Annotated in this window: 19 protein-coding genes; 7 read left to right on the top strand and 12 right to left on the bottom strand. The window is 46.6% G+C overall.

Going from position 1 to position 24,777, the window contains the following annotated elements:
- Window positions 1-114 precede the first annotated feature (114 nt).
- Both ychF and BT127_RS05240 read right to left on the bottom strand, forming a co-directional pair.
- Complete coding sequence (ychF, locus tag BT127_RS05245; RefSeq protein WP_075423977.1) at window positions 115-1,209, bottom strand: redox-regulated ATPase YchF; 1,095 nt, start codon at window positions 1,207-1,209, stop codon at window positions 115-117.
- Between the two features lie 45 nt (window positions 1,210-1,254).
- Complete coding sequence (locus BT127_RS05240) at window positions 1,255-3,987, bottom strand: GGDEF domain-containing protein (protein ID WP_075423976.1); 2,733 nt, start codon at window positions 3,985-3,987, stop codon at window positions 1,255-1,257.
- Window positions 3,988-4,503: 516 nt separating this feature from the next.
- On the opposite strand from BT127_RS05240, the gene rpmE reads away from it, so the two are divergent.
- From rpmE to rpoD (BT127_RS05205), 7 genes are all read left to right on the top strand, one after another.
- A complete protein-coding gene (gene rpmE, locus BT127_RS05235; RefSeq protein WP_075423975.1) occupies window positions 4,504-4,707 on the top strand; it encodes a 50S ribosomal protein L31 in 204 nt (67 codons plus the stop codon).
- 49 nt (window positions 4,708-4,756) lie between these two features.
- Complete coding sequence (locus BT127_RS05230; protein WP_075424055.1) at window positions 4,757-5,389, top strand: YigZ family protein; 633 nt, start codon at window positions 4,757-4,759, stop codon at window positions 5,387-5,389.
- A gap of 96 nt (window positions 5,390-5,485) precedes the next feature.
- On the top strand, window positions 5,486-6,481 hold the full coding sequence (locus BT127_RS05225; protein ID WP_075423974.1) for a deoxyguanosinetriphosphate triphosphohydrolase: 996 nt from the start codon (window positions 5,486-5,488) through the stop codon (window positions 6,479-6,481).
- 7 nt (window positions 6,482-6,488) lie between these two features.
- On the top strand, window positions 6,489-8,240 hold the full coding sequence (gene dnaG / locus BT127_RS05220; RefSeq protein WP_075423973.1) for a DNA primase: 1,752 nt from the start codon (window positions 6,489-6,491) through the stop codon (window positions 8,238-8,240).
- Between the two features lie 26 nt (window positions 8,241-8,266).
- Window positions 8,267-9,379, top strand: coding sequence for a transglutaminase domain-containing protein (locus BT127_RS05215; protein WP_075423972.1), 1,113 nt, complete (start codon window positions 8,267-8,269; stop codon window positions 9,377-9,379).
- Window positions 9,380-9,425: 46 nt separating this feature from the next.
- Complete coding sequence (gene rpoD / locus BT127_RS05210) at window positions 9,426-10,508, top strand: RNA polymerase sigma factor RpoD (RefSeq protein WP_075423971.1); 1,083 nt, start codon at window positions 9,426-9,428, stop codon at window positions 10,506-10,508.
- Window positions 10,509-10,523: 15 nt separating this feature from the next.
- The gene (gene rpoD / locus BT127_RS05205; protein WP_075423970.1) at window positions 10,524-11,615 is read left to right on the top strand and encodes an RNA polymerase sigma factor RpoD; all 1,092 of its coding nucleotides are present in this window, start codon (window positions 10,524-10,526) and stop codon (window positions 11,613-11,615) included.
- A 383-nt stretch (window positions 11,616-11,998) separates the two neighbouring features.
- On the opposite strand, the gene BT127_RS05200 is transcribed toward rpoD (BT127_RS05205), so the two are convergent.
- From BT127_RS05200 to BT127_RS05155, 10 genes are all read right to left on the bottom strand, one after another.
- Window positions 11,999-13,714 (bottom strand): phospho-sugar mutase, encoded by a 1,716-nt coding sequence (locus BT127_RS05200; RefSeq protein WP_075423969.1) that lies wholly within the window; start codon window positions 13,712-13,714, stop codon window positions 11,999-12,001.
- A gap of 262 nt (window positions 13,715-13,976) precedes the next feature.
- A complete protein-coding gene (locus tag BT127_RS05195) occupies window positions 13,977-15,140 on the bottom strand; it encodes a S41 family peptidase (protein WP_075423968.1) in 1,164 nt (387 codons plus the stop codon).
- Window positions 15,141-15,270: 130 nt separating this feature from the next.
- A complete protein-coding gene (locus tag BT127_RS05190; RefSeq protein WP_173541439.1) occupies window positions 15,271-16,740 on the bottom strand; it encodes a murein hydrolase activator EnvC family protein in 1,470 nt (489 codons plus the stop codon).
- A gap of 42 nt (window positions 16,741-16,782) precedes the next feature.
- Window positions 16,783-17,691 carry a permease-like cell division protein FtsX gene (ftsX, locus tag BT127_RS05185; protein WP_075423966.1) on the bottom strand — a complete coding sequence of 303 codons (909 nt, stop codon included), beginning with the start codon at window positions 17,689-17,691 and terminating at the stop codon, window positions 16,783-16,785.
- Window positions 17,688-18,524 carry a cell division ATP-binding protein FtsE gene (gene ftsE / locus BT127_RS05180; protein WP_075423965.1) on the bottom strand — a complete coding sequence of 279 codons (837 nt, stop codon included), beginning with the start codon at window positions 18,522-18,524 and terminating at the stop codon, window positions 17,688-17,690. The genes ftsX and ftsE overlap by 4 nt, the downstream gene beginning before the upstream one ends.
- A 114-nt stretch (window positions 18,525-18,638) precedes the next feature.
- A complete protein-coding gene (locus BT127_RS05175; protein ID WP_075423964.1) occupies window positions 18,639-19,724 on the bottom strand; it encodes a helix-turn-helix domain-containing protein in 1,086 nt (361 codons plus the stop codon).
- 257 nt (window positions 19,725-19,981) lie between these two features.
- Entirely contained in the window at window positions 19,982-21,751 is a 1,770-nt protein-coding gene (gene argS / locus BT127_RS05170; RefSeq protein ID WP_075423963.1) for an arginine--tRNA ligase, read from the bottom strand.
- A 31-nt stretch (window positions 21,752-21,782) separates the two neighbouring features.
- Entirely contained in the window at window positions 21,783-22,205 is a 423-nt protein-coding gene (locus BT127_RS05165; protein WP_075423962.1) for a YwiB family protein, read from the bottom strand.
- 42 nt (window positions 22,206-22,247) lie between these two features.
- Window positions 22,248-23,321: a D-alanine--D-alanine ligase family protein gene (locus BT127_RS05160; protein WP_075423961.1), complete on the bottom strand. Its 1,074-nt coding sequence runs from the start codon at window positions 23,319-23,321 to the stop codon at window positions 22,248-22,250.
- Window positions 23,322-23,584: 263 nt separating this feature from the next.
- Window positions 23,585-24,604, bottom strand: coding sequence for a glycoside hydrolase family 130 protein (locus tag BT127_RS05155; RefSeq protein ID WP_075423960.1), 1,020 nt, complete (start codon window positions 24,602-24,604; stop codon window positions 23,585-23,587).
- Window positions 24,605-24,777 lie beyond the last annotated feature (173 nt).

Below are 24,777 nucleotides of genomic sequence, written 5' to 3'. Positions count from 1 at the left end.
TTCATCTGACCTTATGTGTGAATTATATCACAACTTTTTGCGAAATGCAAGTGTTTTTCGGAAATTTCACTCTTTGCACATATAACAGGGGAGATAATTGTGCACTTTGTATAATCAGACGTTGAATCTGAAAAGAACTATATCGCCGTCCTGCATAACGTATTCCTTTCCTTCAAGGCGGACAAGTCCCTTTTCCTTTGCAGCAGCCATTGAACCGCACTCCATAAGTGCATCGAAGGAAATAACTTCTGCACGGATGAAGCCTTTTTCAAAGTCGGTGTGTATCTTACCTGCTGCCTGCGGAGCTTTTGTGCCCTTGGTGATAGTCCATGCACGGACCTCCTGTTTTCCTGCTGTGAGGTAGGAGATAAGTCCGAGGAGTGAATATCCTTCTTTTATAATACGGTTGAGACCTGAAACTTCAAGACCGAGCTCACTGAGGAACATAGCCTTGTCCTCGTCGCCCATATCGGATATCTCTGCTTCTATCTGAGCGCAGATAGGAAGTACAGCGGAGTGTTCTTCTGCTGCGATAGCGCAGACCTGCTTGTAATTTTCGTTGGTCTCGATGTTGTTGGTGAAGTCGTCCTCGCTGAGGTTAGCTGCATAGATAACAGGCTTTGCCGAGAGGAGGGGAGTGGACTTGATAAGCTCTCTCTCGTCGTCGGTGAAATCGAATCCTCTTGCAGACTTGCCGTTTTCAAGGTGAGCCTTGAGTCTTTCAAGGAAGTCTATCTCCGCAAGGTACTTCTTATCGCCCTTTGCAGCCTTTTTAGCGCGGTCGATGCGGCGGTCTATCATCTCGATATCCGAGAAGATGAGTTCGAGATTGATAGTCTCGATATCGCGGACGGGATTGATGCTTCCGTCAACGTGGATGATATTGGTATCCTCGAAGCAGCGGACTACGTGAACGATAGCGTCCACCTCACGGATATCCGCAAGGAATTTATTTCCGAGTCCCTCACCCTTTGAAGCGCCCTTTACGAGGCCTGCGATGTCCACGAATTCGAGAGTTGCGGGAGTGAACTTATCGGGCTCGTACATTTCTGCCAGCTTATCGAGCCTTTCATCGGGAACTGATACTATACCGACGTTTTTCTCGATAGTACAGAACGGGTAGTTTGCGGATTCTGCTCCTGCATTGGTCAGAGCGTTGAAAAGAGTGCTTTTGCCTACGTTAGGAAGGCCAACCATACCAAGTTTCATTAAATTATTACCTTACTTTCTTTTTTATGATCTGATCCTGTAAGATCAGTTATTAGTGTGAGTGATCCTCTGGTTATTAACCAGTGAATTTACGGTGGAGCGCTGTATTATAACGTCACCGTTCTTAGAGCCTATGTCAAGCGGATTGCCTGCAAGCATGGAAACGTTTACTTCCGAGCCGATGATAGCGATGCTGCCGCTGCCGTTGTGGTCGCCGATACCTGTAGCGAGGTCGCCTTCCACATCGATATTGATAGTGGCATCACATATCTTTGTATTGACGTTGCTGTTCATAGAACCGATACAAGCCTGTTTACCGCAGCGCATCTTCATGTCTATAGTACCCTTGTCGATGATGATGCTTCCTTCGCCGTCATCGAGAACGCCGATACCGACTGCGTTTGCACCTGTGCAGTAGAGCTTTATATCGGAAGAGGAAGTTATAGTTGAGATACCCTTGCAGCTTCCGATACCTGTTACGTTATTTCCCGAAAGTGTCATATCGAGGCTGCATTTTTCTGAGAGGAGGATATTTGAATCTCCGTTGAAGCTTCCGATGCCGAGACCGTTGTGAGTGTACATACAGATCTTGACATTGCCGGAAAGGAGCTTTATCTCAGAGTCGTCATCGTTGAAGCCGCCGCCGATGCAGAGGGTCTCAACGCTGTTGCTGATTATTTCGAGGGTACCGGTCATATCGATAGTGATATCGCCGTAGCTGTGGTCGTAATCATTGCCGATGCCGATTCCTTCTGAAGCGTAGCAGTCGATAGTGAGTGAACCCTTGCCCACAACTTCGATCTGCGAACCCATAGGAACATAGATACCCGAGTTGCCGATCTTATTGGTCTTTGAAACGTTGAGTACGAGCCTTGCGTACTCGCCGACGGAAATAGTGGGTTTGCCGTTAGCGCTTATGATATTCACGTTTTTAAGGGTAAGCTCACAGCTGTGGTTATCCATAACAGTGATGTTCATTTTAACGGGTTTATCGGGATCTCCGACTATAGTGAGCTGACTCTGGTATATCTGAATATCGGTATATTTTTCAAGAGCGAGCTTAAGAAGGTCTATTTCCGTATCATTTCTTGCGGAATATATCTTCCTTGAACCGTCGGGACGGCTTTCGAGGTTAGTCTTGATTATCTCGTCCTTGATGTCCTTTGAGATGCTGTCAAGGAAGAGAGGCTTGGGCTTTGAAGTGTAGTAGCCCTGAATGAGTTCAACTCCGAGACGGATAACGGTACGCATCTCGTGAGCGGTCTCTACGCCCTCAGCAAGTGAGATAAGGTTGTTATCGCGGCAGAATTCCACTATCTGTGTAACGAGCTGCTGTTTTTTCAGGTCGTTGTGGATATCGCTGATAAGTGAACGGTCTATCTTTACATAGTCGGGAGTGTATTTGAGCAGATTGGAGCTTGTAGCGTAGCCTGTACCGTAATCATCGATAGCAAGCTGCGAGTGAGTGAAAGCGCAGCGCTTTCTTATAAGCTCGATTGAATCGTTTGAAGCGACACTGTCCTCGACAATTTCGATAACAGCTTTTTCAAGGAGTTCGCCGTAGGTCAGGTAGAGATCGTTGAAGTCCTCATCCGAAAGGAGACTGTTGGACATTGAGTTGATGAAAAGCTTTCTTTCATTGAATATCTGCTGATTTTCGCTGAGTATCTTCATGGTGTTGAAGAGGGTAAGCTTTTCGATGCTGTAAAGGTTATTCTGGTTTTCAGCGATAGCAAGTATCTGCTTCGGCGGCATTTTGATATCGCCTGTTGTACGCATAAGAGCCTCGTAAGCGACGATATTTCCCGTAGTTGCGTCAACTATCGGCTGCATGCAGTAGGTGAGCAGATTCTCCTGTACTATACGTGTGAACAGCTGAGCGTTCTTGTAGGAATCCTTTTCACGGATGTAGTTTTCCTCCGAGAACCAGTTTATAACGCTTCTCTTGGAGTTTCTTGCCTCATAGAGGGCGAATTCCGAATAGTTCACAAGCATGTTGAAATCGGAAGCCTCATCGGGATAGGAAGAGCATCCTATGGAAAGGCTTAGACGGCTCTTATCCGAGATGTCGATTATCTCGCCGAAGTCATCGGTGATGACGCAGTTCTGAACAGCTTCGTCCATGCTGTTGAGCAGATTGTATATCTGCATCTTATCGCAGTCCTTGAAGAAGACGAATATCTCGTAATTCGACTTTGAACCGAGGATGATATTCTCTCCGCCGAAGGATTTGAGAGCCTCGCATACAGAGGTTATACAGCTGTTGGTGCTGTCCACGGTCAGGAATGAACCGAGCTTCTCAACGCCGTTAAGGAAGAGCGTAGCAAGGCAGCAGCTCTTAAGGTCGGGCAGCATATCCTTTATCTTCTGGGAGAAGGAAGGGTATGAGGGAAGCCGTGTAACGGGATCATAGTCCACGAAGCTGGAGTATCCCGTACCTGACATCTGGCGTGTGAAATCCTGGATGAATCCCAGCCATTCGTCGCTGTTCTCGTATATATTCATCTTCAGGAACTTAGTTGTATTGCCGTTTGTGAAGCTGTAGATATGCTTCTGTCCTTCAACGGGACACTTGGATATTTTTTCAAGAAGGTTGAAAAACTCAAACTCGTTGAGCTTATTGCTGCAAGAGAGCATATGACAGGCGGAGTCGTCGAGGTAAGCGGCTTTATCCTTGGCAATGTAGGTAAAGGCGCCGATGTTTCCGACGAACTGCTGGAACACCTGCCAATCGCGGCTAAGCTCAGGAGGTTTTTTTGAAAGGTCAAAAATACTCATAAACTCTCCTATCTCCGCAAAAGAGGGCGCGGACTGCCGTTTACGGCGGCAGCAGCCGAAATTTCGGACAAATTCTGACACTTTAATTATACATCATCGACGTCTTAAAGTCAACAATAATACAGTAATTTTAACATTTTGTCCAATAGTTCGTTTACATATTGCTCCCCCAACTAACTCCTGAATTTTCTTGCTTGTCCTGACAGCGAAATACTGCGTCAGAAAGTCTTGAAATGCGACAGTATTCCTGCGGCTTTCTTCCTTGCCTTTCTCTGCCAGTCCGTCGCAATATTTCTTCAAGAGTTAATTGGTGGAGCAATAATAAAAAAGTCAGAGTGGAACGGATAAAGCGGACGCGGACAGTATATAAGTTAAATGAGAAAAATATTTTTCCGGTGCTTGACACACACGGCTCAGTGTGATATAATATATAAATGTAATGTACAACGGCACTACTGTCTAAAGGAACTGATGGGCTGACCGATTTACAAAAATAAATCGAAAGAGGTGACAATCGTGAAAGAGGGAATCCATCCTGAGTTTAAGAAGACTACAATTACTTGCCACTGCGGTAACGTGATCGAAACTATGTCTACTAAGGAGAACATCAAGGTTGAAATCTGCTCAAAGTGCCATCCGTTCTATACCGGAAAGCAGAAGCTTGTTGATACAGGCGGACGTGTTGACAGATTCAATAAGCGTTTCAATCTCGATAAGTAATCACAAGCCGGTCTATGACCGGCTTTTTTCCGCTTTACACGATAAAAATATGAACTATTTCACTGTTTCAAAGCCTGCCACAGCTTCCTTTATTGAGAAGCGTTCGGAATTTATAGGGTATATAGCTCCCGTAAAGACAAATGACGAGGCTGTAGAGTTCGTCAACTCCATAAAGGCGCAGCACCGCAAGGCTCGTCACAATGTGTATGCGTATATAGTGCGTCAGGACAATATTTCCCGATATTCCGATGACGGCGAACCACAGGGAACTGCGGGAGTGCCCGTGCTTGACGTTCTGAAAAAGCGCGAACTTACTGATGTCTGCATGGTAGTTACCCGTTATTTCGGAGGTATACTTCTTGGCGGAGGCGGACTTGTAAGAGCATATTCCCACGCCGCTTCCCTTGCGTGTGATGCGGCTCATATCATGGATATGCGGCTTTGTCACCGTATAAGACTTGTTACCGATTACGGACTTTACGGCAAGATAAGCTACATCCTGCCGAATTATCAGACGATAACAGAAAACTCCGATTTCGGCAGTGACGTTACACTGGACCTGCTGGTGCTCAACGAGATGCTCCTTCCGCTTATGAAAGAACTTACCGAAGCTACTAACGGTTCCGTAAACGTAACGGATATGGGGGAACTGTATGAGGACTTCTCATCGGTAATAAAATAACAGCAGATTTTATAAGAAAAAATCAATTTAAAAAAAGGGTTTTTTTAATAAACAAGGTATAAGTATATAGGAAATAATGCGCTAAGGGGTGATAGTATGACAGTTCGTGAGCAGACAGAGATAAACGAGATCGCTATATTGAGCAGATATGCCTGCACAAGCGTTGACGAGGAGAATACCAGACGAGTTAGATACGAAGAAAAGTGTCCCTACAGAACAGAATTCCAGAGGGACAGAGACCGTATCCTTCACTGCAATTCCTTCCGAAGACTCAAACGTAAGACACAGGTATTCCTTTCTCCTGTAGGCGATCACTACCGCACAAGACTTACGCACACACTGGAAGTTGCTCAGATAGCTCGTACTATCGCAAGAGGACTTCGCCTGAACGAGGACCTTACCGAGGCTATCGCCTTAGGTCACGATCTGGGACACTCTCCTTTCGGTCACTGCGGAGAAGCGGTGCTGAACGATATTTGTCCCCACGGCTTCAAGCACTATCTGCAAAGCGTAAGAGTTGTTGAAACACTTGAAAAAAAGGGCAAGGGACTGAACCTTACCTTCGCAGTAAAGAACGGCATTGCCTGCCATACCAATATGATAGCCTCTACCAAAGAGGGCAATGTGGTAAGACTTGCCGATACCATAGCTTACATAAACCACGATATAGAGGACTCTATACGTGCAGGGATATTAACTCCCTTCGACCTGCCGCCGAAATGCGTCAGGGTACTGGGAAATACCAAGACCAAGCGCATAACTACCCTCATCGCCTCTGTTATTCAGAACGGCGCCTATGAGATAGATTTCGCAAGCGATATACGCAAGGCTCACGACGATCTCAAGGACTTCATGTTCGAGAGAGTCTATACCAATCCTGCCGCAAAGCAGGAGGAAGCAAAGGCCGAACTGCTCGTCCGCAAGCTCTATGCGTATTTCATTGAGAATACAGATAAACTGCCGCCCGAATACAGACAGATAGCTCACGACACTGATGCCGACAGAGCAGTCTGCGACTATATTTCGGGTATGAGCGACGGCTATGCCGTTGACCTTTATACCGACCTTTTTGTGCCGAAATTCTGGAAGTGAGGACTAAATGCCGCAGAACGATGAATTCCTTTATGCGCTCGTAAATGCCAATCCCATAGATCAGGTAATGAGCTCTTATGTACACCTTATCAGACGCGGCAGGAACTACGTCTGCAACTGTCCCTTCCATTCGGAGAAAACTCCGTCCTGTACGGTGTATATGGACGATCCCCATTTCTACTGCTTCGGCTGTCAGTCAGGGGGAGACGTTATAACCTTCATCATGAAGATAGAGAACCTCACATTCCACGAGGCTGTGAAATTCCTCGCCCAGAGGGCAGGGATGGAGGTCCCCGATTATAACGGGAACGGTCAGGATAAGGCTTATACCCAGCGCCGTACACGCATCTATGAGATGAACCGCCTTGCCGCAAACTTCTTCTACCTCAATCTCGTAAAGGGAAGCAATAAGGCGGGGCTGAAATATTTCCACGACAGACAGCTCACTCCCCAGACCATAAAGAAATACGGTCTCGGATTTGCTTCCGATTCATGGGACGAGCTTACAAATATGCTCCGCAGCAAGGGCTACAGCGACGATGAAATAATCGATGCGTGGCTTGGCGGAAGATCAAAAAACGGACGTGTCTTTGATATGTTCCGTAACCGCGTGATGTTCCCAATAGTGGACCTCCGCGGCAATATAATCGGATTCGGCGGAAGAGTTCTTGACGATTCCAAGCCGAAATACCTGAATACGGGAAATACTCCCGTGTTCGACAAGGGAAACAACCTGTTTTCCATGAACTTCGCAAAAAATTCCAACTCCAAGCGTCTCATCCTCTGCGAGGGATATATGGACGTTATCGCAGTAAATCAGGCAGGCTTTGAGAACGTCGTTGCCACACTGGGAACAGCTATAACTCCCGAACAGGCAAGGCTCATAAGCCACTACGCCGACGAGGTCATAATTTCCTACGACAGCGACGGGGCAGGTCAGAATGCTACTCAGAAGGCGGTAAAGCACTTCAGCGACGTAGGAGTTACTGCAAAAACACTTAAGATAGAAGGCGCAAAGGATCCTGACGAGTTCATAAAGAAATACGGTGCGGACCGCTTCCGTATGCTTCTTGACGGTTCGGGAGATTCGATGCTATTCCTTCTGGGACGATGCGCCGAGGGAGTCGATGCCGATACAGAACACGGCAAGACGCTCCTTCTGAATAAAACTGCGGAGATACTCGCCGATATCGGAAACGATATCGAAAGAGAGGTCTATACCAGAAGCACCGCAGAAAAGTACAGCTTTTCATACGATATACTGAAAAGCCGTGTGGACGCAGTACGGTTCGGAAAGCGAAAGAGCTTCAAGAAGAAGGAATGGAAGAATATAACCGCACGGGCAACATACGTCCGTGATGACATAAATCCCGAGGCAGTAAAGCATAAACGAGAGGCTAAGGCGGAAGAGACCATAATATTCTATCTGCTGAGGCGTCCTCAGGAAGCGGAGAGCATAGAAAAGGATGCACCGCCTGAGATATTCGTTACAGACTTCAATAAGCGGGTTTATTCCGCTTTGCTTGACAGGATGAAAAACAGTGACAGATTTTCGCTTTCGCTTCTTGCCGATGAATTTTCGGTGGATGAAATGGGCAAAATAAGCGGAATGGAAGCGCAGAACCGTGAACTTGAAGTTAATCCGCAGGTTTTCGCAGACTGCGTTAAGGTACTGAAAAATACAAGGCCCTCATCCGATCAGGAGAACGGCATTTCCGATGATGACCTGAGGGCGCTGTTCAGTTCAAAAAGGAACTGATCACATAATTTTATACAGGAGAAAATATGAAAAGAAATATTATCGCTATACTTGCATCTGCTGTGATGCTTACCGTATCGGGATGTTCTGCTCCCGCAGTTTCGGGTTCGGACGTGGAAAAGCCTGAAAAGTACGAGCTTGAACCCGATGTGCCGATCGAACATTCCTTTGATCCTGCCGATCATGAGTGGTACGGTGATATATCAGCAAAGCTTGCGGACTATGCAGACGTTATCGAGATACCCGAAAAACTCACAAGACGTGAGGTAAAGTGGTTCCTTGACAAGATACACAATGACCATCCCGATATCTTCTGGCTTCAGTCCTATTATAACTCCACAAAGTCGAACACTACCAAGATAGACTTCGTTCTTCCCGAGGACTATACCAAGGAAGAGGAAATGAAGATGCATCAGGAACTTCTTGATAAGGTGGACGAGATAGTGGCTTCTATCCCCGAGGGAAGCTCGGATTTCGACAAGGCAAAGTTCCTTCACGATTATATCGCCGAGAACTGCTACTATGACCATGCTGCGCTGAATGACAAGGATGCAGTGTTCTGTTATACGGCTTACGGCTGTCTCGTAGAAGGCAAGGCTGTGTGTGCGGGATATACCAATGCTTATTCACTTCTTATGCGCAAGGCAGGCATCGAATGCGGCTATTCATGGGGATACCCATACGCAGGTGATTCTCACGCATGGAACTATGTAAAGCTGGACGGCGACTACTACTGGGTCGATGTTACATGGGATGACCTTGATATGGAGAAAAAAGGCGGACTTGTGGTAAATGACACCTACTTCATGATAACAAGTGAAATGATGCGCCGTACAAGATCGCTGGACCGCGAACAGAACTTCGCTCCAGAGTGTACGGCTACAGAATATAACTACTTCCGACAGAATGACGCTTACTTCACCGAGTATGATTCGGATAAGGTGAAAAAATGCCTTGAAGCTTCAAAGGACAAGGGCATGTGCGAAATGATGTTCGATAATTACGATGTCTACTGCAAGGCGGTTGATGAGCTTCTTGCAAAGAAAAAGATAAGAAAGCTTGCCGGATTCAGTATGAAAAACATGCAGTATATGCGTGATGACAGAATGTTTACTCTGACATTTTCTTTTGATACCTGATACAGAGACAGATAAATATAAGTTAGTTATTGAGGAGGAATTCATTATGGATCCTAAAAAGAATACTATCGATGTCCTTATCGAAAAAGGTAAAGCCTCAGGAAAGCTTACTACCAAGGAGATAACAGACGCTCTTGAGGAACTTGATTTCGACGTTGAACAGCTGAATAATTTCTATGACAGCTGTGAAGCGAACAACATCGATATAATCGAGGATATGGCAGAGGATACCGACCTTAAGATCGGTCTCGATTCAAATATGACGGATGACCTTGAAATGGCGCTTTCCACAGAGGGAATAGCTATCGACGATCCCGTAAAGATCTACCTTAAAGAGATAGGCAGAGTTCCGCTCCTTACTACCGAGGAGGAAATAGAACTTGCCCAGCGTATGGTGACGGGCGACAGCTATGCAAAGAAGCGCCTTTCCGAAGCAAACCTCAGACTGGTGGTAAGTATCGCCAAGAAGTATGTGGGAAGAGGAATGCAGTTCCTGGACCTTATACAGGAGGGAAACCTCGGACTTATCAAGGCTGTTGATAAATTCGACTATACCAAGGGCTTCAAGTTCAGTACCTATGCAACATGGTGGATACGTCAGGCTATAACCCGTGCTATTGCGGATCAGGCAAGAACTATACGTATCCCTGTTCATATGGTTGAAACTATCGCCAAGGTAAAGAAGGTGTCAAGTCAGCTCCTTCACGAGAACGGACACGATCCGAGTCCTGATGAGATAGCTGAAAAGCTGAATATGCCTGTGGACAAGGTCCGTGAGATAATGCGGGTTGCACAGGATCCTGTGTCGCTTGAAACTCCTATCGGTGAGGAGGAGGACAGCCACCTCGGAGACTTCATCCCCGATGATGATGCACCTGCACCAGCCGAAGCCGCTTCACGTTCAGTGCTGAAGGAACAGCTCAACGATATTCTTTCTACGCTTACGGACCGTGAGGCAAAGGTGCTTCGTCTTAGATTCGGTCTTGATGACGGAAAACAGCGCACCCTTGAAGAGGTGGGCTTACAGTTCGACGTTACCCGTGAACGTATAAGACAGATAGAAGCTAAGGCACTCAGAAAGCTTCGTCACCCAAGCAGAAGTAAAAAAGTCAAAGATTTTCTGGATTGATCAGGAGGGAACAGAATGGAAAAAAAGATGACGATCGAAGCGCTGATCGAAAAGGGAAAGGTCAGCGGAAAGCTCACAACAAAGGAAATTACAGACGCTATCGAGGAAATGGATTTCGATGTGGATCAGATCAACGGTATCTATGATACCTGTGAGGCAAACAACATCGAGATAGTTGACGACCTTGATATCGACAACTCACTCAGCCTTGACGATGATCTTGATATGGACCTTGATATGGCTGATGACCTTGAAAAGTCACTTTCTACAGAGGGAATCGCTATCGACGATCCTGTTAAGCTCTATCTTAAGGATATTGGTAACTATCCGCTTCTCTCCGCAGAGGAAGAAGCTGAACTCGCTCAGCGTGCCGCAGACGGCGACAGAGAGGCTAAAAAGCGCCTTGAAGAAGCTAACCTCCGTCTCGTTGTAAGTATCGCAAAGAAGTATGTGGGAAGAGGAATGCAGTTCCTTGACCTTATACAGGAGGGCAATATCGGCCTTATCCGTGCAGTGGACAAGTTCGACTACTCAAAGGGCTTCAAGCTCTCTACATATGCAACATGGTGGATACGTCAGGCTATAACCCGTGCTATTGCCGACCATTCAAGAAATATCCGCCTCCCCGTTCACATGGTCGAGACTCATAACAAGATAAAGAAGGCAGCTAACCTTATCCTCAGCCAGACCAACCGTGAGCCTACTCACGAGGAAATAGCCGAGATGATAGGTATAACTCCCGAAAAGGTCCGCGAGGTAATACGCTTCTCGCAGGATACACTTTCTCTTGAAACTCCTATCGGTGAGGAGGAGGACAGCCACCTTGGAGACTTCCTTCCTGATGATAACGCTCCTGCACCTGAGGAGTCCGCTTCAAATACTCTCCTTAAGGAACAGCTCAACGAAGTTCTTGATACACTGACAGAGCGTGAGGCAATGGTGCTTAAGCTCCGTTTCGGACTTGAGGACAACAAGGCACGTACTCTCGAGGAAGTAGGAGAGCGTTTCGACGTTACCCGTGAGCGTATACGTCAGATCGAGGCAAAGGCACTCAGAAAGCTCCGCCACCCAAGCAGAAGCAAGAGACTCAGGGATTTCCTGTATTGATAAGAACTGACAGATAAAAAATACAGCCATGAAGAAGAATATATGCTTCTTTGTGGCTGTTTTATCTTTGTACTTATGCAGATGTTTATATGTATTATTGGAGGGACTCTTTGAGTATGTGTTCACCGCGATCATTTTCAGAGCCTTTACTTTATATTTTCAGCCTTACAGGGTACTCACTCATAGTAATACTAAACAAGTTATTTCTACACGAGTACCCTGTAAGGCTGAAAATTTGTGGCAAAAAGTCTTTGGAAAAGGGGTTCGGGGGTGACTCCCCGCAGTGCGGGGAGATGTCCGAAGGACAGAGGGGACCGCCTCCGTCAGAGGGAACCTTTCCTCAGAAAGGTTCTTCCCCCGATAATTCCAACAGTTCTGAAATGTTATTTCATACTCTGAGTGAAGTCGTTATAGATCTTCTGCTCGATAACCTCAGCTTCCTCATGTGTAGGAGCCTTGGCAGTTATGTAAGTCTTTATCTTAGGCTCTGTACCTGACGGACGAACGATAGCCTTGCAGCCGTTCTCCAGATAGAAAGCAAGAACGTTTGACTTAGGAAGTGTAAGCTCAGTAACCTTACCTGTAGTGATATCCTTTGAAGTGCTTGCCTTGTAGTCCTCGAAGCGCTCTACCTTAAGACCGCCGATAGCAGCAGGATGTTCACTGCGGAGCTGAGTCATGATCTCTTCCATGCGCTTCATACCGCTTTCACCCTCGAAAGTGAAGCTGTAGAGTGTCTGATAGAACACGCCGTACTTCTTGTACATATTCTCACGAGCCTGCATGAGAGTGATGCCCTGAGTGCGGTAATAAGCAGCCATTTCGCAGATGAGCATAGAAGCGTTAACAGCGTCCTTATCTCTTACGTAAGAGCCTGAAAGGTATCCGTAGCTTTCCTCGAAGCCGAAGATGTAACGGTCTTCCTGTCCCTTTGATTCGAGAATACCGATCTGCTCACCGATGAACTTGAAGCCTGTGAGAACGTCGATGATCTTAACGCCGTACTCCTTGCCGATGAGGTTTACGATATCAGTAGTAACGATAGTCTTAACTGCAACAGGATCCTTTGGCATAGTGCCCTTCTTGACTCTCTGATCGCAGATGTATTCGAGAAGCATAGCACCAACTTCGTTACCGCTGAACAGAGCGAAACCGCCGTTTCCGTCGGGAACAGCGATACCAACACGATCGCAGTCGGGATCTGTAGCAAGAAGCAGATCAGGCTGTATCTCATTGCAGTATCTGAGACCTACCTCGAGAGCCTCGCGGATCTCGGGATTCGGGTAAGGGCAGGTAGTGAAGTTGCCGTCGGGCATTTCCTGTTCCTTTACAACAGTAACATCAGTGATACCGATGCGCTTAAGTATCTCACGTACAGGCTTGTTACCTGTTCCGTTAAGAGGAGTGTAAACGACTTTAAGACCGCTTGTTGGGCAGAGGTCGGTATTTATACCCTCAGCGAGAACGTTCTTGTAGAAGTCCTCGATAACGTCGTTTCCGATGTATGATATATTTCCCTTAGCGAGTTCTTCATCGAAAGAAGAAGTCTTGACGCCGCTGAATATATCAAGTGAGTTTATTTTTTCAAGTATTATCTCAGCGCCGCGGAGAGTTATCTGGCAGCCGTCCTCGCCGTATACCTTATAGCCGTTATACTTGGCAGGGTTGTGGCTTGCAGTGACCATGATACCGCCCTGGCACTTAAGAGCGCGTACAGCCCATGAAAGACATGGTGTAGGCATAAGCTCTGTGTAGATATGAACCTTGATTCCGTTTGCAGCAAGTACCTCTGCGGCAGCCTTAGAGAATACATCTGATTTGATGCGGCTGTCGTAGGAAATAGCAACGCTTGGGTTCTTATATTCCTGATTGAGGTAATCAGCGAATCCCTGAGTTGCACGTCTTACTGTGTATATGTTCATTCTGTTTGTACCTGCACCGATAACGCCGCGGAGTCCGCCTGTACCGAATTCCAGGTCTCTGTAAAATCTATCTGATATGGCTTCCTTATCCTCTTTGATGCTTTCAAGCTCTGATATAAGATCAGGATCTTCATTTACATTCTGACACCAGAGGTTGTAAAGTTCCATTTCCCTCATTGTAAATTCCTCCCATTAAAGAAATATATATTATTATAGCACACTTTCAAGGATTTGAAAAGGGGATTGGACGCTAAAACTGAAATTTTTTTGTTTTTACTATATATAAATTCTATATATCAACATAATGTGTTCAAAAAATAGAAACAACAGTGAAGTATTTTGTTTATTATCATGCGAGCGCAACTGAATGATATCAATTATGTTAGTTTAAGGTAACTGCTGCAAAATAAAAGGCGGACTTTAAGTCCGCCTTATCGTGTTATTCCATACTTGTGAGAACTTCCATAGCCTTAAGGTACTGTGCGTCGAGGTTATCGTCCTCGTTTTCGATCTGGATATCGGGGGTAAGACCAACGCCGTTGAACTTTGTACCTGCGGAAGTCTGATATTCCGCAACAGATAGCTTAACAGCGCTTCCGTTCTCGAATTCGGAAGTAACCTGCATAGTGCCGTAACCCTTTGTCTGTTCACCGACCATAACAGCGCCGTCAATATCGTGGAGAACTGCTGCGAAAAGCTCGGCTGTGCTTGCAGTCTGCGAGTTCACGATAGTCGTCATGGGGATATCAAGGTCAGAATCGTTTGAGTAGATGACTGTTTCGCTGTGACCGTCCTTATATTCTGCTGTAGCCGCAACGCCTTCGGGAAGAAGGGGATCGAGGCATTCTTCAACGGCTGAAAGAGGACCGCCCATATTGTTTCTAAGGTCGAAAATTATTGAAGTAGCGCCGTTTGTGGTAAGACGCTCCAGAACGGTTATGAACTGCTGAGGGGTATTGTCCTTGAAGCCTGAGATTTTTATATATCCGATGTAATTTGCGAGCATTTCGCCTTCTACAGTTTTTTCCTCGATAGTACGTCTTGTGAAAGTGAACTTCTTGTCGATACCGTCACGTCTTACAGTGAGTGTAACGTTTGAACCTTCGGTACCGCTCATAGCGTTTACAGCCTCAGAGAAGCCGACATCCGTAACAGCAAGGTCATCAACAGCGGTAATGATATCATTTTCCTGAAGTCCGAGTTCGAGAACAGGGGAGTTGTTCATTATATTGGTTATCCTGATATATCCGCTTTCGTCGGGAGCGAGAGTAAGTCCGAGACCTACCTGCTGACCTGAGTTGCTGTTTTTCTCGTTTATATACTCTTCCGAAGTCATATAATGCGAGTTCTTATCGTTAAGACCTGAAACATAGCCCTGAAGGATACCGTCCTTAAGCTGGTTTTCGTTGATATCGCCGAGGTAGTTGTCTCTCACGTAGGTATCAAGAGCCTGAAGAGAGCTGTATTTCCTTGATTTTTCGTTTACGTCCACGACCTTTTTATTGAAGCTCTGGAGCGAGAAGAACGAAGTTAGGATAAATGTAACGGCAATAGCTATTGCGATAAGGCTAAGCGCAAGACCGAGACTGATTTTTTTGTTCATAGTATCATCGCTTTCTTTGAGGTGAAGTAGAAGAAGTGAAGTATGCACTACCGTATTTACAGCGGTGTATACACAAAATTCGGGCAGGAGGAATAATTCTCCCTGCCCTGAATAGTATGCGGTTTATAGTTTATGGCCATACATAGCCTGAAGGATCCTGAGGAACGCCGTTCATGCGTATCTCGAAGTGGAGATGAGCGCCTGTGGACCAGCCTGTGGAACCTATGTAACCGATCACCTGTCCCTGTGAAACATAGTCGCCAACGTTTACGGAAACGCTCTGGAGGTGACCATAGAGTGTAGAGTAAGTACCGTCGTGTGAAATGACAACATAGTTACCGTATCCGCCGCCGCATCCGCAGCTTGAAGTCTTTGCGTAGTTATGGCTGCAAGAGTTGTTAGCTGTGATAACAGTACCCGACTGTGCGGCAACAGCAGCACCGCCCATGATACCTGCATCGCCGATATCGATACCGTTATGGGATCTGCCCCAGCGGTAGCCGAATCCGCTTGAGATGTAAGAGAATCCGGGTGCGGGCCATACGAATCCGCTTGAACCGACGGTGGACTGGATCTGAACCGGTTCCTGGTAAACAGGAGCGGGAGCAACATAGGTATCCTCTGAGCCTGAAGCATTAGCGGCAGCCTGTGCAGCGGCCTGAGCGGCAGCAGCTTCAGCGGCAGCCTGTGCAGCAGCGGCAGCCTCAGCAGCCTTACGGCGCTGTTCTTCCTCAAATCTGCGCTGAGCTTCTTCAGCGGCTCTGCGGATCTGTTCCTGTATGTCAGCTTCCTCTGCGGCAAGCTGAGCGTTAGCGGCTTCGAGTTCAGCCTTATCGCCGTTGAGCATTTCCTGTTCCTTGGCGATACGAGCTATTTCATCCTCGGTATCCTGCATTTTAACGTTGAGAGTTTCTCTTTCTGCTGCCTTTTCTTCCTTACGCTTTTTCTGATCCTCCTGTTTCATCTGGAGGTTAAGACGCTCGGATTCAAGGTCTTTCTTTGAAGCTTCAAGCTCGTCTATCTCGCCGAGGATATTGTTTATAAGATCCTCGTCGTATTCAGCTATACGGTTAGCCATCTGAACTCTCGACATCATGTCGTAGAAGCTTGATGAACCGAGTACGACAGAAGCGAGGTTATCGTTTCCGTTTACGTACATATAGCAGAGGCGCTCCTTGAAGACTTCGATATTCTTATCGATATCGTCCTGCTGCTGTTCGATGTCCGAGTCGAGTTGTGTGATATTCTGTTCTGTAGTGTTTATATCCTCATCGATGCTTTCAAGCTCCTGATTGAGGAGGTCGATATTATCCTGGATAATAGATATTTGCTCACGCAGGGTATCCTGATAAGCTCTTTCGTTAGCCTGATCGTTGGCAAGCGAGCTGATCTGATTTTCGAGTTCTGCGATCTTTTCGGAATTAGCCTTACGCTGTTCCTGGATCTCCTGTATCGTTCTGTCTGCCGAACCGATGTTTTTTTCCTTGAAATTCGGTGAAGCTGCAACTGCTCCGCATGAAACTGCGGCACAGAGCATAATTGAAAGTATCTTCTTAGTAAATTTTAAATTGACCATAATCGAACGGTGATTATTCACCATAGACTCCTTTCGCATAAGTTATTGTTACCTGTATATCAAGCATCATACATCAAGATGTTTTCTTGTACTGATAACGCTTCCCAATGCCCCGATAATGCAACCTGCAAGGAGGTATGCAAGTCCAACGTATAATCTTATTCTTCCGAATGGGATTATACTTCCTATACCAAATGCATTCATCAGCATAGCCTGTTCTGTGAGGATACGGTATACTGCGCGGTAAACTGCCCATGTAATGAAGAAGGCACCTGCACCTGCGAAGAAACCCGTTACCATACCTTCAACGAAGAACGGAGTTCTGATAAAGCTGTTTGTAGCGCCGACGTATTTCATGATCTGGATCTCTTCACGGCGGGCGAAAACGCTTGCCTTTGTAGTGTTAGAGATCATAATCATAGAAACGGCTGCAAGAGCGATGATGATAGCTCCTGCGATAAGGGTTACAACACGTCTCAGTTCGCGGAGGAACTCTGCTACCTGAGGTGAAGAATTGGCGCTTTGAATTTCGGAGATCTGACTGATGAGAGCAGTAGTCTGTTCTATCTTGTCATTATCCTTGACTGTGACGCTGAAGCCGTCGGGCATGAACTGATAATCGTCTATCCTGTCGAAGATAGGCTTGCCCTTGCTGGTTATCTGGTCCTGCATGCGCTTATAAGCTTCCTCCTTGGAAATATAATCGACTGTGTCGACGTTTTCCATGGACTGTATCTCCTGCTGTATCTCCTGAACTCTTTCTTCTGCGGAATCGGGGGTGAGATAGACAGCTATCTCGTTCTGGTTGCCGAGACCGAGTATCATCGAGTTCATATTGATATAGAAGAGCGCGGCGCATCCTACAAGAAGCAGGGAAATAAGCAGAACACAGAATGTAGCGAAGGCCATCATCTTGTTCTTCCAGATATTTTCAACGCCTTGATTTGCAAGGTATTTAAAACCGCTCAGTTTCATTCTGCACCTCCCTGGTTAGCGTTGGTGAGTGCAGCTATCACCTCGTCGATAAGAGCATCCTCGGTTGATGTGACAGGTTCTTCGTGAGTCTCTGCTGCGTGAGTCTGTTCAGCCACAGCCATAGCAGCTGCAAGCTCTTCCTCGGGCAGCGGTTCATCGTTTGTACCTGTTATTACCTCGTCGAAGACTATCTCTCCGTCGGTGATATTTATGATACGTCCGCCGAAGTGACGGACAAGGTCATGCTCATGGGTTACCATAAGAATGGTAGTTCCCTGATCATTGATACCTTTAAGCAGTTCTACGATCTCATAAGACAATTCGGGATCGATATTACCCGTAGGCTCGTCAGCGATGATAAGCTGAGGATCGTTTACCAGTGCGCGGGCAATGGCAACACGCTGCTTTTCGCCGCCCGAGAGCTCATCGGGGTAGGAGTTTGTCTTTGCGTGGAGTCCTACGAGACTGATAACGTAGGGTACTCGTTTTCTTATGTACTTGATCGGAGCGTCTATAACGCGAAGCACGAAAGCGATATTTTCGTAAACTGTCATAGACGGGATCAGTCTGAAGTCCTGGAATACGAAGCCGAGAGTACGGCGGAATTCAGGGATCTTTCTTTTCTTCAGCTTATTGAGGTTATAGCCGTTAACGGTAACAACGCCGCTTGTAGCGTCTATCTCCTTAAGAAGCAGTTTGATCATGGTACTTTTTCCCGCACCTGACGAACCTACAACGAAAGCGAAGTCGCCGTCGTTGATCTTGAGGCTGACGTTGTTAAGAGCGTCAACGCCGCTGGAATAGGTTACGGATACGTTCTGAAGTTCTACCAAATGGGTTACACCTTCCTTAAAGTTAGAGAGAAAAACGGATTTTGCATGTCATAAAGCGAGCAGACATGATTTTTTCTATTTTCATCCGTATTGCTGATCTTCATTACAGGAGTATCAGAATTTAACTGGGTTAGCTGACAGGTATTTCTTGACCATGAGAGCGATCTTGAAAATGATAGCGTGATCGAACTCGCGGAGGTCGAGACCTGTGAGCTTCTTGATCTTTTCGAGACGGTATACCAGAGTATTTCTGTGAACGAAGAGCTTTCTTGAAGTTTCTGAAACGTTCAGGTTGTTTTCGAAGAACTTCTGGATAGTAAAGAGAGTCTCGTGATCGAGAGAATCAATGCTTCCCACCTTGAATACCTCGTGGAGGAAAGTCTCGCAGAGAGTAGTGGGAAGGTGGTAGATAAGTCTTGCGATACCGAGGTTGTCGTAGCTTACGATGACCTTGTCTGTATCGAATACCTTACCTACTTCAAGAGCCATCTGAGCTTCCTTGAATGAACGTGCAAGGTCCTTTACGCCGACAACAGCGGTACCGATACCAACGTTAACGCGGGTATAGAATTCGCCGCTGAGAGTATCAGCGATAGAACGAGCGAGCTTTTCGAGGTCCTTTGAATCAACGGTGCTCTTGAGCTCCTTGACGAGGACGATATCGGTCTCTGTGATATTGAAGACGAAGTCCTTGTTCTTATCAGGGAAGAGGTTCTGGATAACGTCGTAAGCGGAGATATCATTAGCAGAAACGATTCTGATGAGGAAAACAGCTCTGCTTATCTCAGCGTTGAAGTGCAGTTCGCGAGCCTTGATAACGATATCGCCGGGGAGAACGTTATCGAGGATGACATTCTTGATGAAGTTGTTTCTGTCATACTTCTCATCGTAATACTGCTTGATATTTGAGAGGGTGATAGCGAGGATGCTTGCATATTTTGCAGCAGCATCGTCGACGCCCTCAACGAAAACCGCATAATCGGGCTTTACTCTTGAACCGAAAGGCTTGTAAGTGAAGCCGTCGCGGATGAATATATCGTGCGAGTCGCTCAGATCGAGTGAAACGAACTCATTTGTTGTACCTACGCGAGTGAGGTCGCTGCAGGCGATGATGGTAGCGGTCTCATCAACGACACCTATAGTAGCGTCAATGGTGTCGCGCATCTGATGAACTAAACCCTGAAATAATCTGTTGGACATAGTGTGCATCCCTTCTCTTAAAATTTTGTTATTTCGGGTGAGCTGCAAAGGAATCAGTAAACACAATTGCCCTGCGGCGAATATATTACAAATTGTAACATATAGTTATTGCCAAAGTATGAATACAGTGTTAACTTTCTTTTAACAACCCACATAAATACCATGTTTTGAGTGTGAAAGTTGTGTGAAAATTACAAAACAGCAAATGATTTTGTAACCGTTCAGTAACTTTTTGAGCTTTAAATGTAATTTTTAGATCACATTTTTTCGGGCTGATCTATCTTGAGGATAGTCAGGACATTTCTTATAGTCTGACGAACTGCTAAGCAGAGCAGAAGTCTTGCATCCCTCAGCTCGGGAGTTTCTGCATTCTTTACGCTGCATGCGTCGTAGAAGCGGTGGAAAAGTGTTGCGGTATCAACAGCGTACTTAGTGATCTTTGCAGGATCGTAAGCCTTTGCTGCGGAATCTATCTCCTTGGGGAGAGAAGCAAGGTGACGTATCAGTTCTATCTCACGGGGATCTGAAAGCAGATCGAGGTCTGCCTTTTCGGGGATATTGATACCTTCCTCGGCGAGAGCCTTCATCATGCTGCAAATTCTTGCGTGAGCGTACTGAACGTAGTAAACGGGATTCTGTGAAGTCTTCTCGATAGCGAGACCGAGGTCGAACTCGAACTGTGAATTTGCTTCACGGAGATTGAAGAAGAAACGAGCTGCATCGATCGGTATCTCATCCAGAAGAGTAACAAGAGTGATAGCCTTGCCGCTTCTCTTTGAGAGCTTTACGGTCTCACCGTTTCTTACGAGACGAACCATCTGCATGAGTACAACATCGAGCTTTGATTCGTCCACACCGATAGCGTTGAGGGCAGCCTTAAGACGAGGAACATAGCCGTGGTGATCGGCGCCGAGAACGTTTATAGCCTTATCGAAGCCTCGTGTAACGAGCTTGTCATAGTGGTAAGCGATATCGGGCACAATATAAGTGTAAAGACCGTTGCTCCTGCGGAGAACGAAGTCCTTGTCCAGACCGTAATCTGTAGCTCTGAACCAAACAGCGCCGTCCTGTTCGTAAGCCTTGCCGGATTCGAGGAGCTTGTCCACGATCATCTTTGTTTCGTTCTTTGCGTGGATCGTGCTTTCTCTGAACCAGTTATCGTATACGATGCGGTATTTTTTGAGGTCACGCTCGAGACCTGCGATATTCAGCGGCAGAGCGTAGTCTACAAGAGCTTTGCGGCGGTCCTCTTCGGAAACGTCCTTAAGCTCGAAGATGTGATCGTGGTAGTAATTTGCAGCATGTTCGATTATGTCGGTGCCGAGGTAAACGTCCTCAGGCATCTCGAAGTCCTGTCCCTCGCCGCTCTCAGCGAAAATAGCGGAGCAGAGGGCATCTGTATCGTTTCTGTGCTCATAGATGAGCTGCTGTCCCTTGTCGGAGCAGAGCTGCATATAGCGGAGCGACAGTGATTTTCCGAATTTTTCTATCTGGTTGCCTGCGTCGTTGACGTAGAACTCACGCTCTGCGTGATATCCTGCCCATTCCAGAACGCTTGCGAGACAGTCGCCTATAGCGCCTCCTCTTGCGTTTCCGATATGCATCGGACCTGTGGGGTTTGCTGAAACGAACTCCACAAGCACCTTCTTGCCGTTTCCTGTATCGGTACGTCCGTAGTTCTCGCCTTCATCGAGAACAGTGCTGACTACGTCCGAGAACCATTTCCTGCTGAGGAAGAAGTTCATGAATCCGGGACCTGCTACCTCTGCGCGTTCAAAGATCGAGCCTTCAAGTGCGATCTTTTCGCAGAGAAGTTCAGCTATCTTTCTGGGAGCCATTTTGAAGGCTCTTGCGCATACCATAGCGGTATTTGCGGCGAAATCGCCGTGGGACTTATCCGCAGGTATCTCGATAGTGAAAGAGGGTATCGGTTCAGCGGGGACAGCACCTTCCGAAACGAGGATGCCGAGAGCGTCGACGATCAGTGTATGGAGCTGCTGTGAAGCTTGTTTAATAAGGTCTGACATTGCTAATGTTCCTTTCTTATGTATATACAGGTCAATTCTGTTCTTCAACTTTCATAATGATCTCGTTATCCGAAAGATAGGATGAGTTGAGATCGAGGGTATATTTAAGATAGAGTCTGCCGTCCTTGGCGATAGTATTGTCGATAGCGTGGGTATAAACGCCTATCTGCATACTTCCGTAAGGAGTTCCGTACTGGCAGTAGTGTTTGCGTCCCAGTTCGAGGGAGAGGACTGAATTTGCGGTTCCCTCACGTATGATCGAAGCGGACTTGCTTCCCTCTACGGTGATAGTGGTAACAGAGCCTTCAAATCCCGTAGCCGAGGTATCCTCATAGGAGATGATGTCGCGGCCGTTTACGTTATACAGCTTTGCGCGTGTAAGGAGTTCGGTCTCGCTTTTTTCGTCATCCTGATATTGTACGCTGGTGAGGGAGATCAAAACGTTGTTTTTCAATTGTTTCTCCTTTTATATATAAAGTGGTTTATGCGTTCGCGGTCAATAGCTTCTGTCGGCATTTTCTATGGCAAGCTCGAGGAGCATATCGATAAGCTCGGGGAGTTCCATTCCCATATGCTGCATCAGCTTGGGGAATACGCTGTTTTTTCTCATTCCGGGAGCGTTTCCTATCTTGTTGAGAAGGAGCTTTCCGTCATCTGTAAGGAACATGTCAACACGAGCCATGCCCTTGCAGCCGAGTGCCTTGTAGGCGAGTACGGCGGTATCTTTTACCAGTTTCTCGGTATCTGCATCTATATTGGCAGGGATAACGAGATCGTCGCCTGAACGAGCCGAGAAGTTGTTGGGATCATAAGGCTTTGCGGTGGAGACTATCTCTCCTATACATGAAACGGAAGGGGACTCGTAACCGTAAACAGCAGCTTCGAGTTTTCTGCCCTTTATGAATTTTTCAACAACGACCTTGTTGTCGTTTGAGAAAGCTATCTTTACAGCGGTATTCAGCTGCTCGATGTTATCAGCCACAGTGGTGCAGAGGCTGCTGCCTGTATTTGCTGGCTTTACGATAACGGGGAAACCGAGAGTATCAGCGGCTTCACGGCATTTTTCCTCAAGTCTGTTGAGTTCACGCTGTGTAATGAGCATCCAGTCGGCAGTTGCTATTGAGTAGTCGTCCATTATCATATGTGTATGTGATTTATCCATACATGAGGCAGAGGAGAGAACTCCGCAGCCGACATAAGGAATTCCCGACATATCAAGGAGTCCCTGCAAGGTACCGTCGGCGCCGCGTTTGCCCTGAAGAACCGGGAAAACCACGTCTATTCTCTTCACGGAAGTCTCACCGTTTTCGATGGTTATGATACCGCGGTGGAGAGGATCAGGTGAAATGATAGCGGAAGTGCAGTCGGGATCTGTTTCCCATGCACCGCTTGCGATATCATCGGGATCACCGGGGAAATAAAGCCATCTGCCTTTTTTAGTAATGCCGATGCAAATAACTTCGTATTTATCGGCAGGAATATTTTTGATTATCTCTGCAGCGGTAGCGGTCGAAAGGTCGTGTTCTCTTGAAGTTCCGCCGAAGATAACTGCAGCTTTGATCTTTGCCATAGCAGTCTCCTTTACAAAAAGTTTCAATAGTCAATTTCAAGTATCACTATATTTTATCACATTTCACAAAAAACTGCAAGTATTTTTTGCGGAAATGAAAAAAAGTTCGCAAGAGTAGCACGAAACGGACAATTTTCAACACATGGAATTGTATAAAATGACGGAGGAAAATGGAGCTTTGGCTAAAATTTACAAAATTCACTTTGTTGATTATCACCAAAGGGGAAGAAAAAACCGCAGTAGGTGAACTGCGGTCAGGTATTTTATCTTCTTCCTTCTTCTGTATCGGAAACGGTGAGACAGTCATATTTCAGGATGTAGTCATATACCTCCTGAACTGTGGTATAGGCTACGCCGACGTAGCTGTCCGCACATCCGTAATAGAGTGCTATCCGACCTGTTTCCGAGTCGGCAAGTGCGGCACATGGGAAGCACACATTCGGTACGAATCCACGTTCCTCGTACCATTCCTCGGGGGCGAGGAGATAGTTTGAGCAGCGGTGAAGGACCTTCGAGGGCTCGTCCTTGTCGAGTATAGCGGCACCTATGCTGTAAACGTATCCGTTGCAGGTATTAACCACACCATGATAGAACAGGAGCCAGCCTTCTGTAGTCTCGATAGGAGCGGCACCTGCGCCTATTTTGAGGTTTTCCCACCAGTTTTCGGATCTTCCCATAACATGGCGGTGACGTCCCCAGAACTCCATATCCCTGCTTTCGCTGATGAAGATGTCGCCGAAAGCGGTGTGACCGTTATCGCAGGGGCGTGAAAGCATAACGTAGCTGCCGTTTATCTTCCTCGGGAACAGAACTGCGTTGCGGTTGTAGGGGAGGAAGGGGTTCTCTATTCGAGTGAACGTTCTGAAATCGGTAGTCCTTGCAATGCCGATAGAGGGACCGTAGCAATCCTGACACCACATTATATAATAGGTATCATCCACTCTGACCAGACGGGGATCGTAAGCATAGATCGGCATGAATGGTTCACCCTTTTCGTCGGTGAAGGGTATCTTTTCGGGATCGAAATCCCAGCGTAGACCGTCCCTGCTTCTGCCGAGGTATATATGCGGAACTCCGTTTCGCTGTTCGCCCCGGAACACGCCGATAAAGCCTTCACCGTAGGGCATAACCGCACTGTTGAAGATACGTGCCACATTGGGGAGGGGGTTCCTGTTGATTATCGGGTTTTCGGAGTGCCTCCAGATCGGAGCAGAGCAGCTTTCGGGCTTATCCTGCCACGGCATATTGGGAAGCGGCTCGCAGATAAGTTTTATATCAGACATAATTAACTCCTTAGTTATGATAATTTAATTAAATTAAGCGGTGCGCTGCACTTTAGTTTAACTTGATTATACATTATTTCAGTGCCTGTGTCAAGTAATTTCTGAGGGAATAAAGCGATTTGGTGATAGTGCAACAAAAAGGGAACTGTGACTGGACAAATTGCCTAATATAG

This window comes from Ruminococcus sp. XPD3002, assembly GCA_900119535.1.
Taxonomy (GTDB): domain Bacteria; phylum Bacillota; class Clostridia; order Oscillospirales; family Ruminococcaceae; genus Ruminococcus; species Ruminococcus flavefaciens_H.
This window is presented reverse-complemented; position numbering and strand designations above follow the sequence as displayed.

Excerpts from the sequence above, each read along its gene's own strand:
- BT127_RS05160 (WP_075423961.1), bottom strand. The coding sequence starts at position 23,321 with ATGGCAAAGATCAAAGCTGCAGTTATCTTCGGCGGAACTTCAAGAGAA.
- BT127_RS05155 (WP_075423960.1), bottom strand. The coding sequence starts at position 24,604 with ATGTCTGATATAAAACTTATCTGCGAGCCGCTTCCCAATATGCCGTGG.
- rpoD (WP_075423970.1), top strand. The coding sequence starts at position 10,524 with ATGGAAAAAAAGATGACGATCGAAGCGCTGATCGAAAAGGGAAAGGTC.
- BT127_RS05190 (WP_173541439.1), bottom strand. The coding sequence starts at position 16,740 with ATGGTGAATAATCACCGTTCGATTATGGTCAATTTAAAATTTACTAAG.
- BT127_RS05240 (WP_075423976.1), bottom strand. The coding sequence starts at position 3,987 with ATGAGTATTTTTGACCTTTCAAAAAAACCTCCTGAGCTTAGCCGCGAT.
- argS (WP_075423963.1), bottom strand. The coding sequence starts at position 21,751 with ATGTCAGACCTTATTAAACAAGCTTCACAGCAGCTCCATACACTGATC.
- rpoD (WP_075423971.1), top strand. The coding sequence starts at position 9,426 with ATGGATCCTAAAAAGAATACTATCGATGTCCTTATCGAAAAAGGTAAA.
- BT127_RS05215 (WP_075423972.1), top strand. The coding sequence starts at position 8,267 with ATGAAAAGAAATATTATCGCTATACTTGCATCTGCTGTGATGCTTACC.
- ftsX (WP_075423966.1), bottom strand. The coding sequence starts at position 17,691 with ATGAAACTGAGCGGTTTTAAATACCTTGCAAATCAAGGCGTTGAAAAT.
- dnaG (WP_075423973.1), top strand. The coding sequence starts at position 6,489 with ATGCCGCAGAACGATGAATTCCTTTATGCGCTCGTAAATGCCAATCCC.
- BT127_RS05225 (WP_075423974.1), top strand. The coding sequence starts at position 5,486 with ATGACAGTTCGTGAGCAGACAGAGATAAACGAGATCGCTATATTGAGC.
- BT127_RS05230 (WP_075424055.1), top strand. The coding sequence starts at position 4,757 with ATGAACTATTTCACTGTTTCAAAGCCTGCCACAGCTTCCTTTATTGAG.
- BT127_RS05200 (WP_075423969.1), bottom strand. The coding sequence starts at position 13,714 with ATGAGGGAAATGGAACTTTACAACCTCTGGTGTCAGAATGTAAATGAA.
- BT127_RS05195 (WP_075423968.1), bottom strand. The coding sequence starts at position 15,140 with ATGAACAAAAAAATCAGTCTCGGTCTTGCGCTTAGCCTTATCGCAATA.
- BT127_RS05175 (WP_075423964.1), bottom strand. The coding sequence starts at position 19,724 with ATGTCCAACAGATTATTTCAGGGTTTAGTTCATCAGATGCGCGACACC.
- ychF (WP_075423977.1), bottom strand. The coding sequence starts at position 1,209 with ATGAAACTTGGTATGGTTGGCCTTCCTAACGTAGGCAAAAGCACTCTT.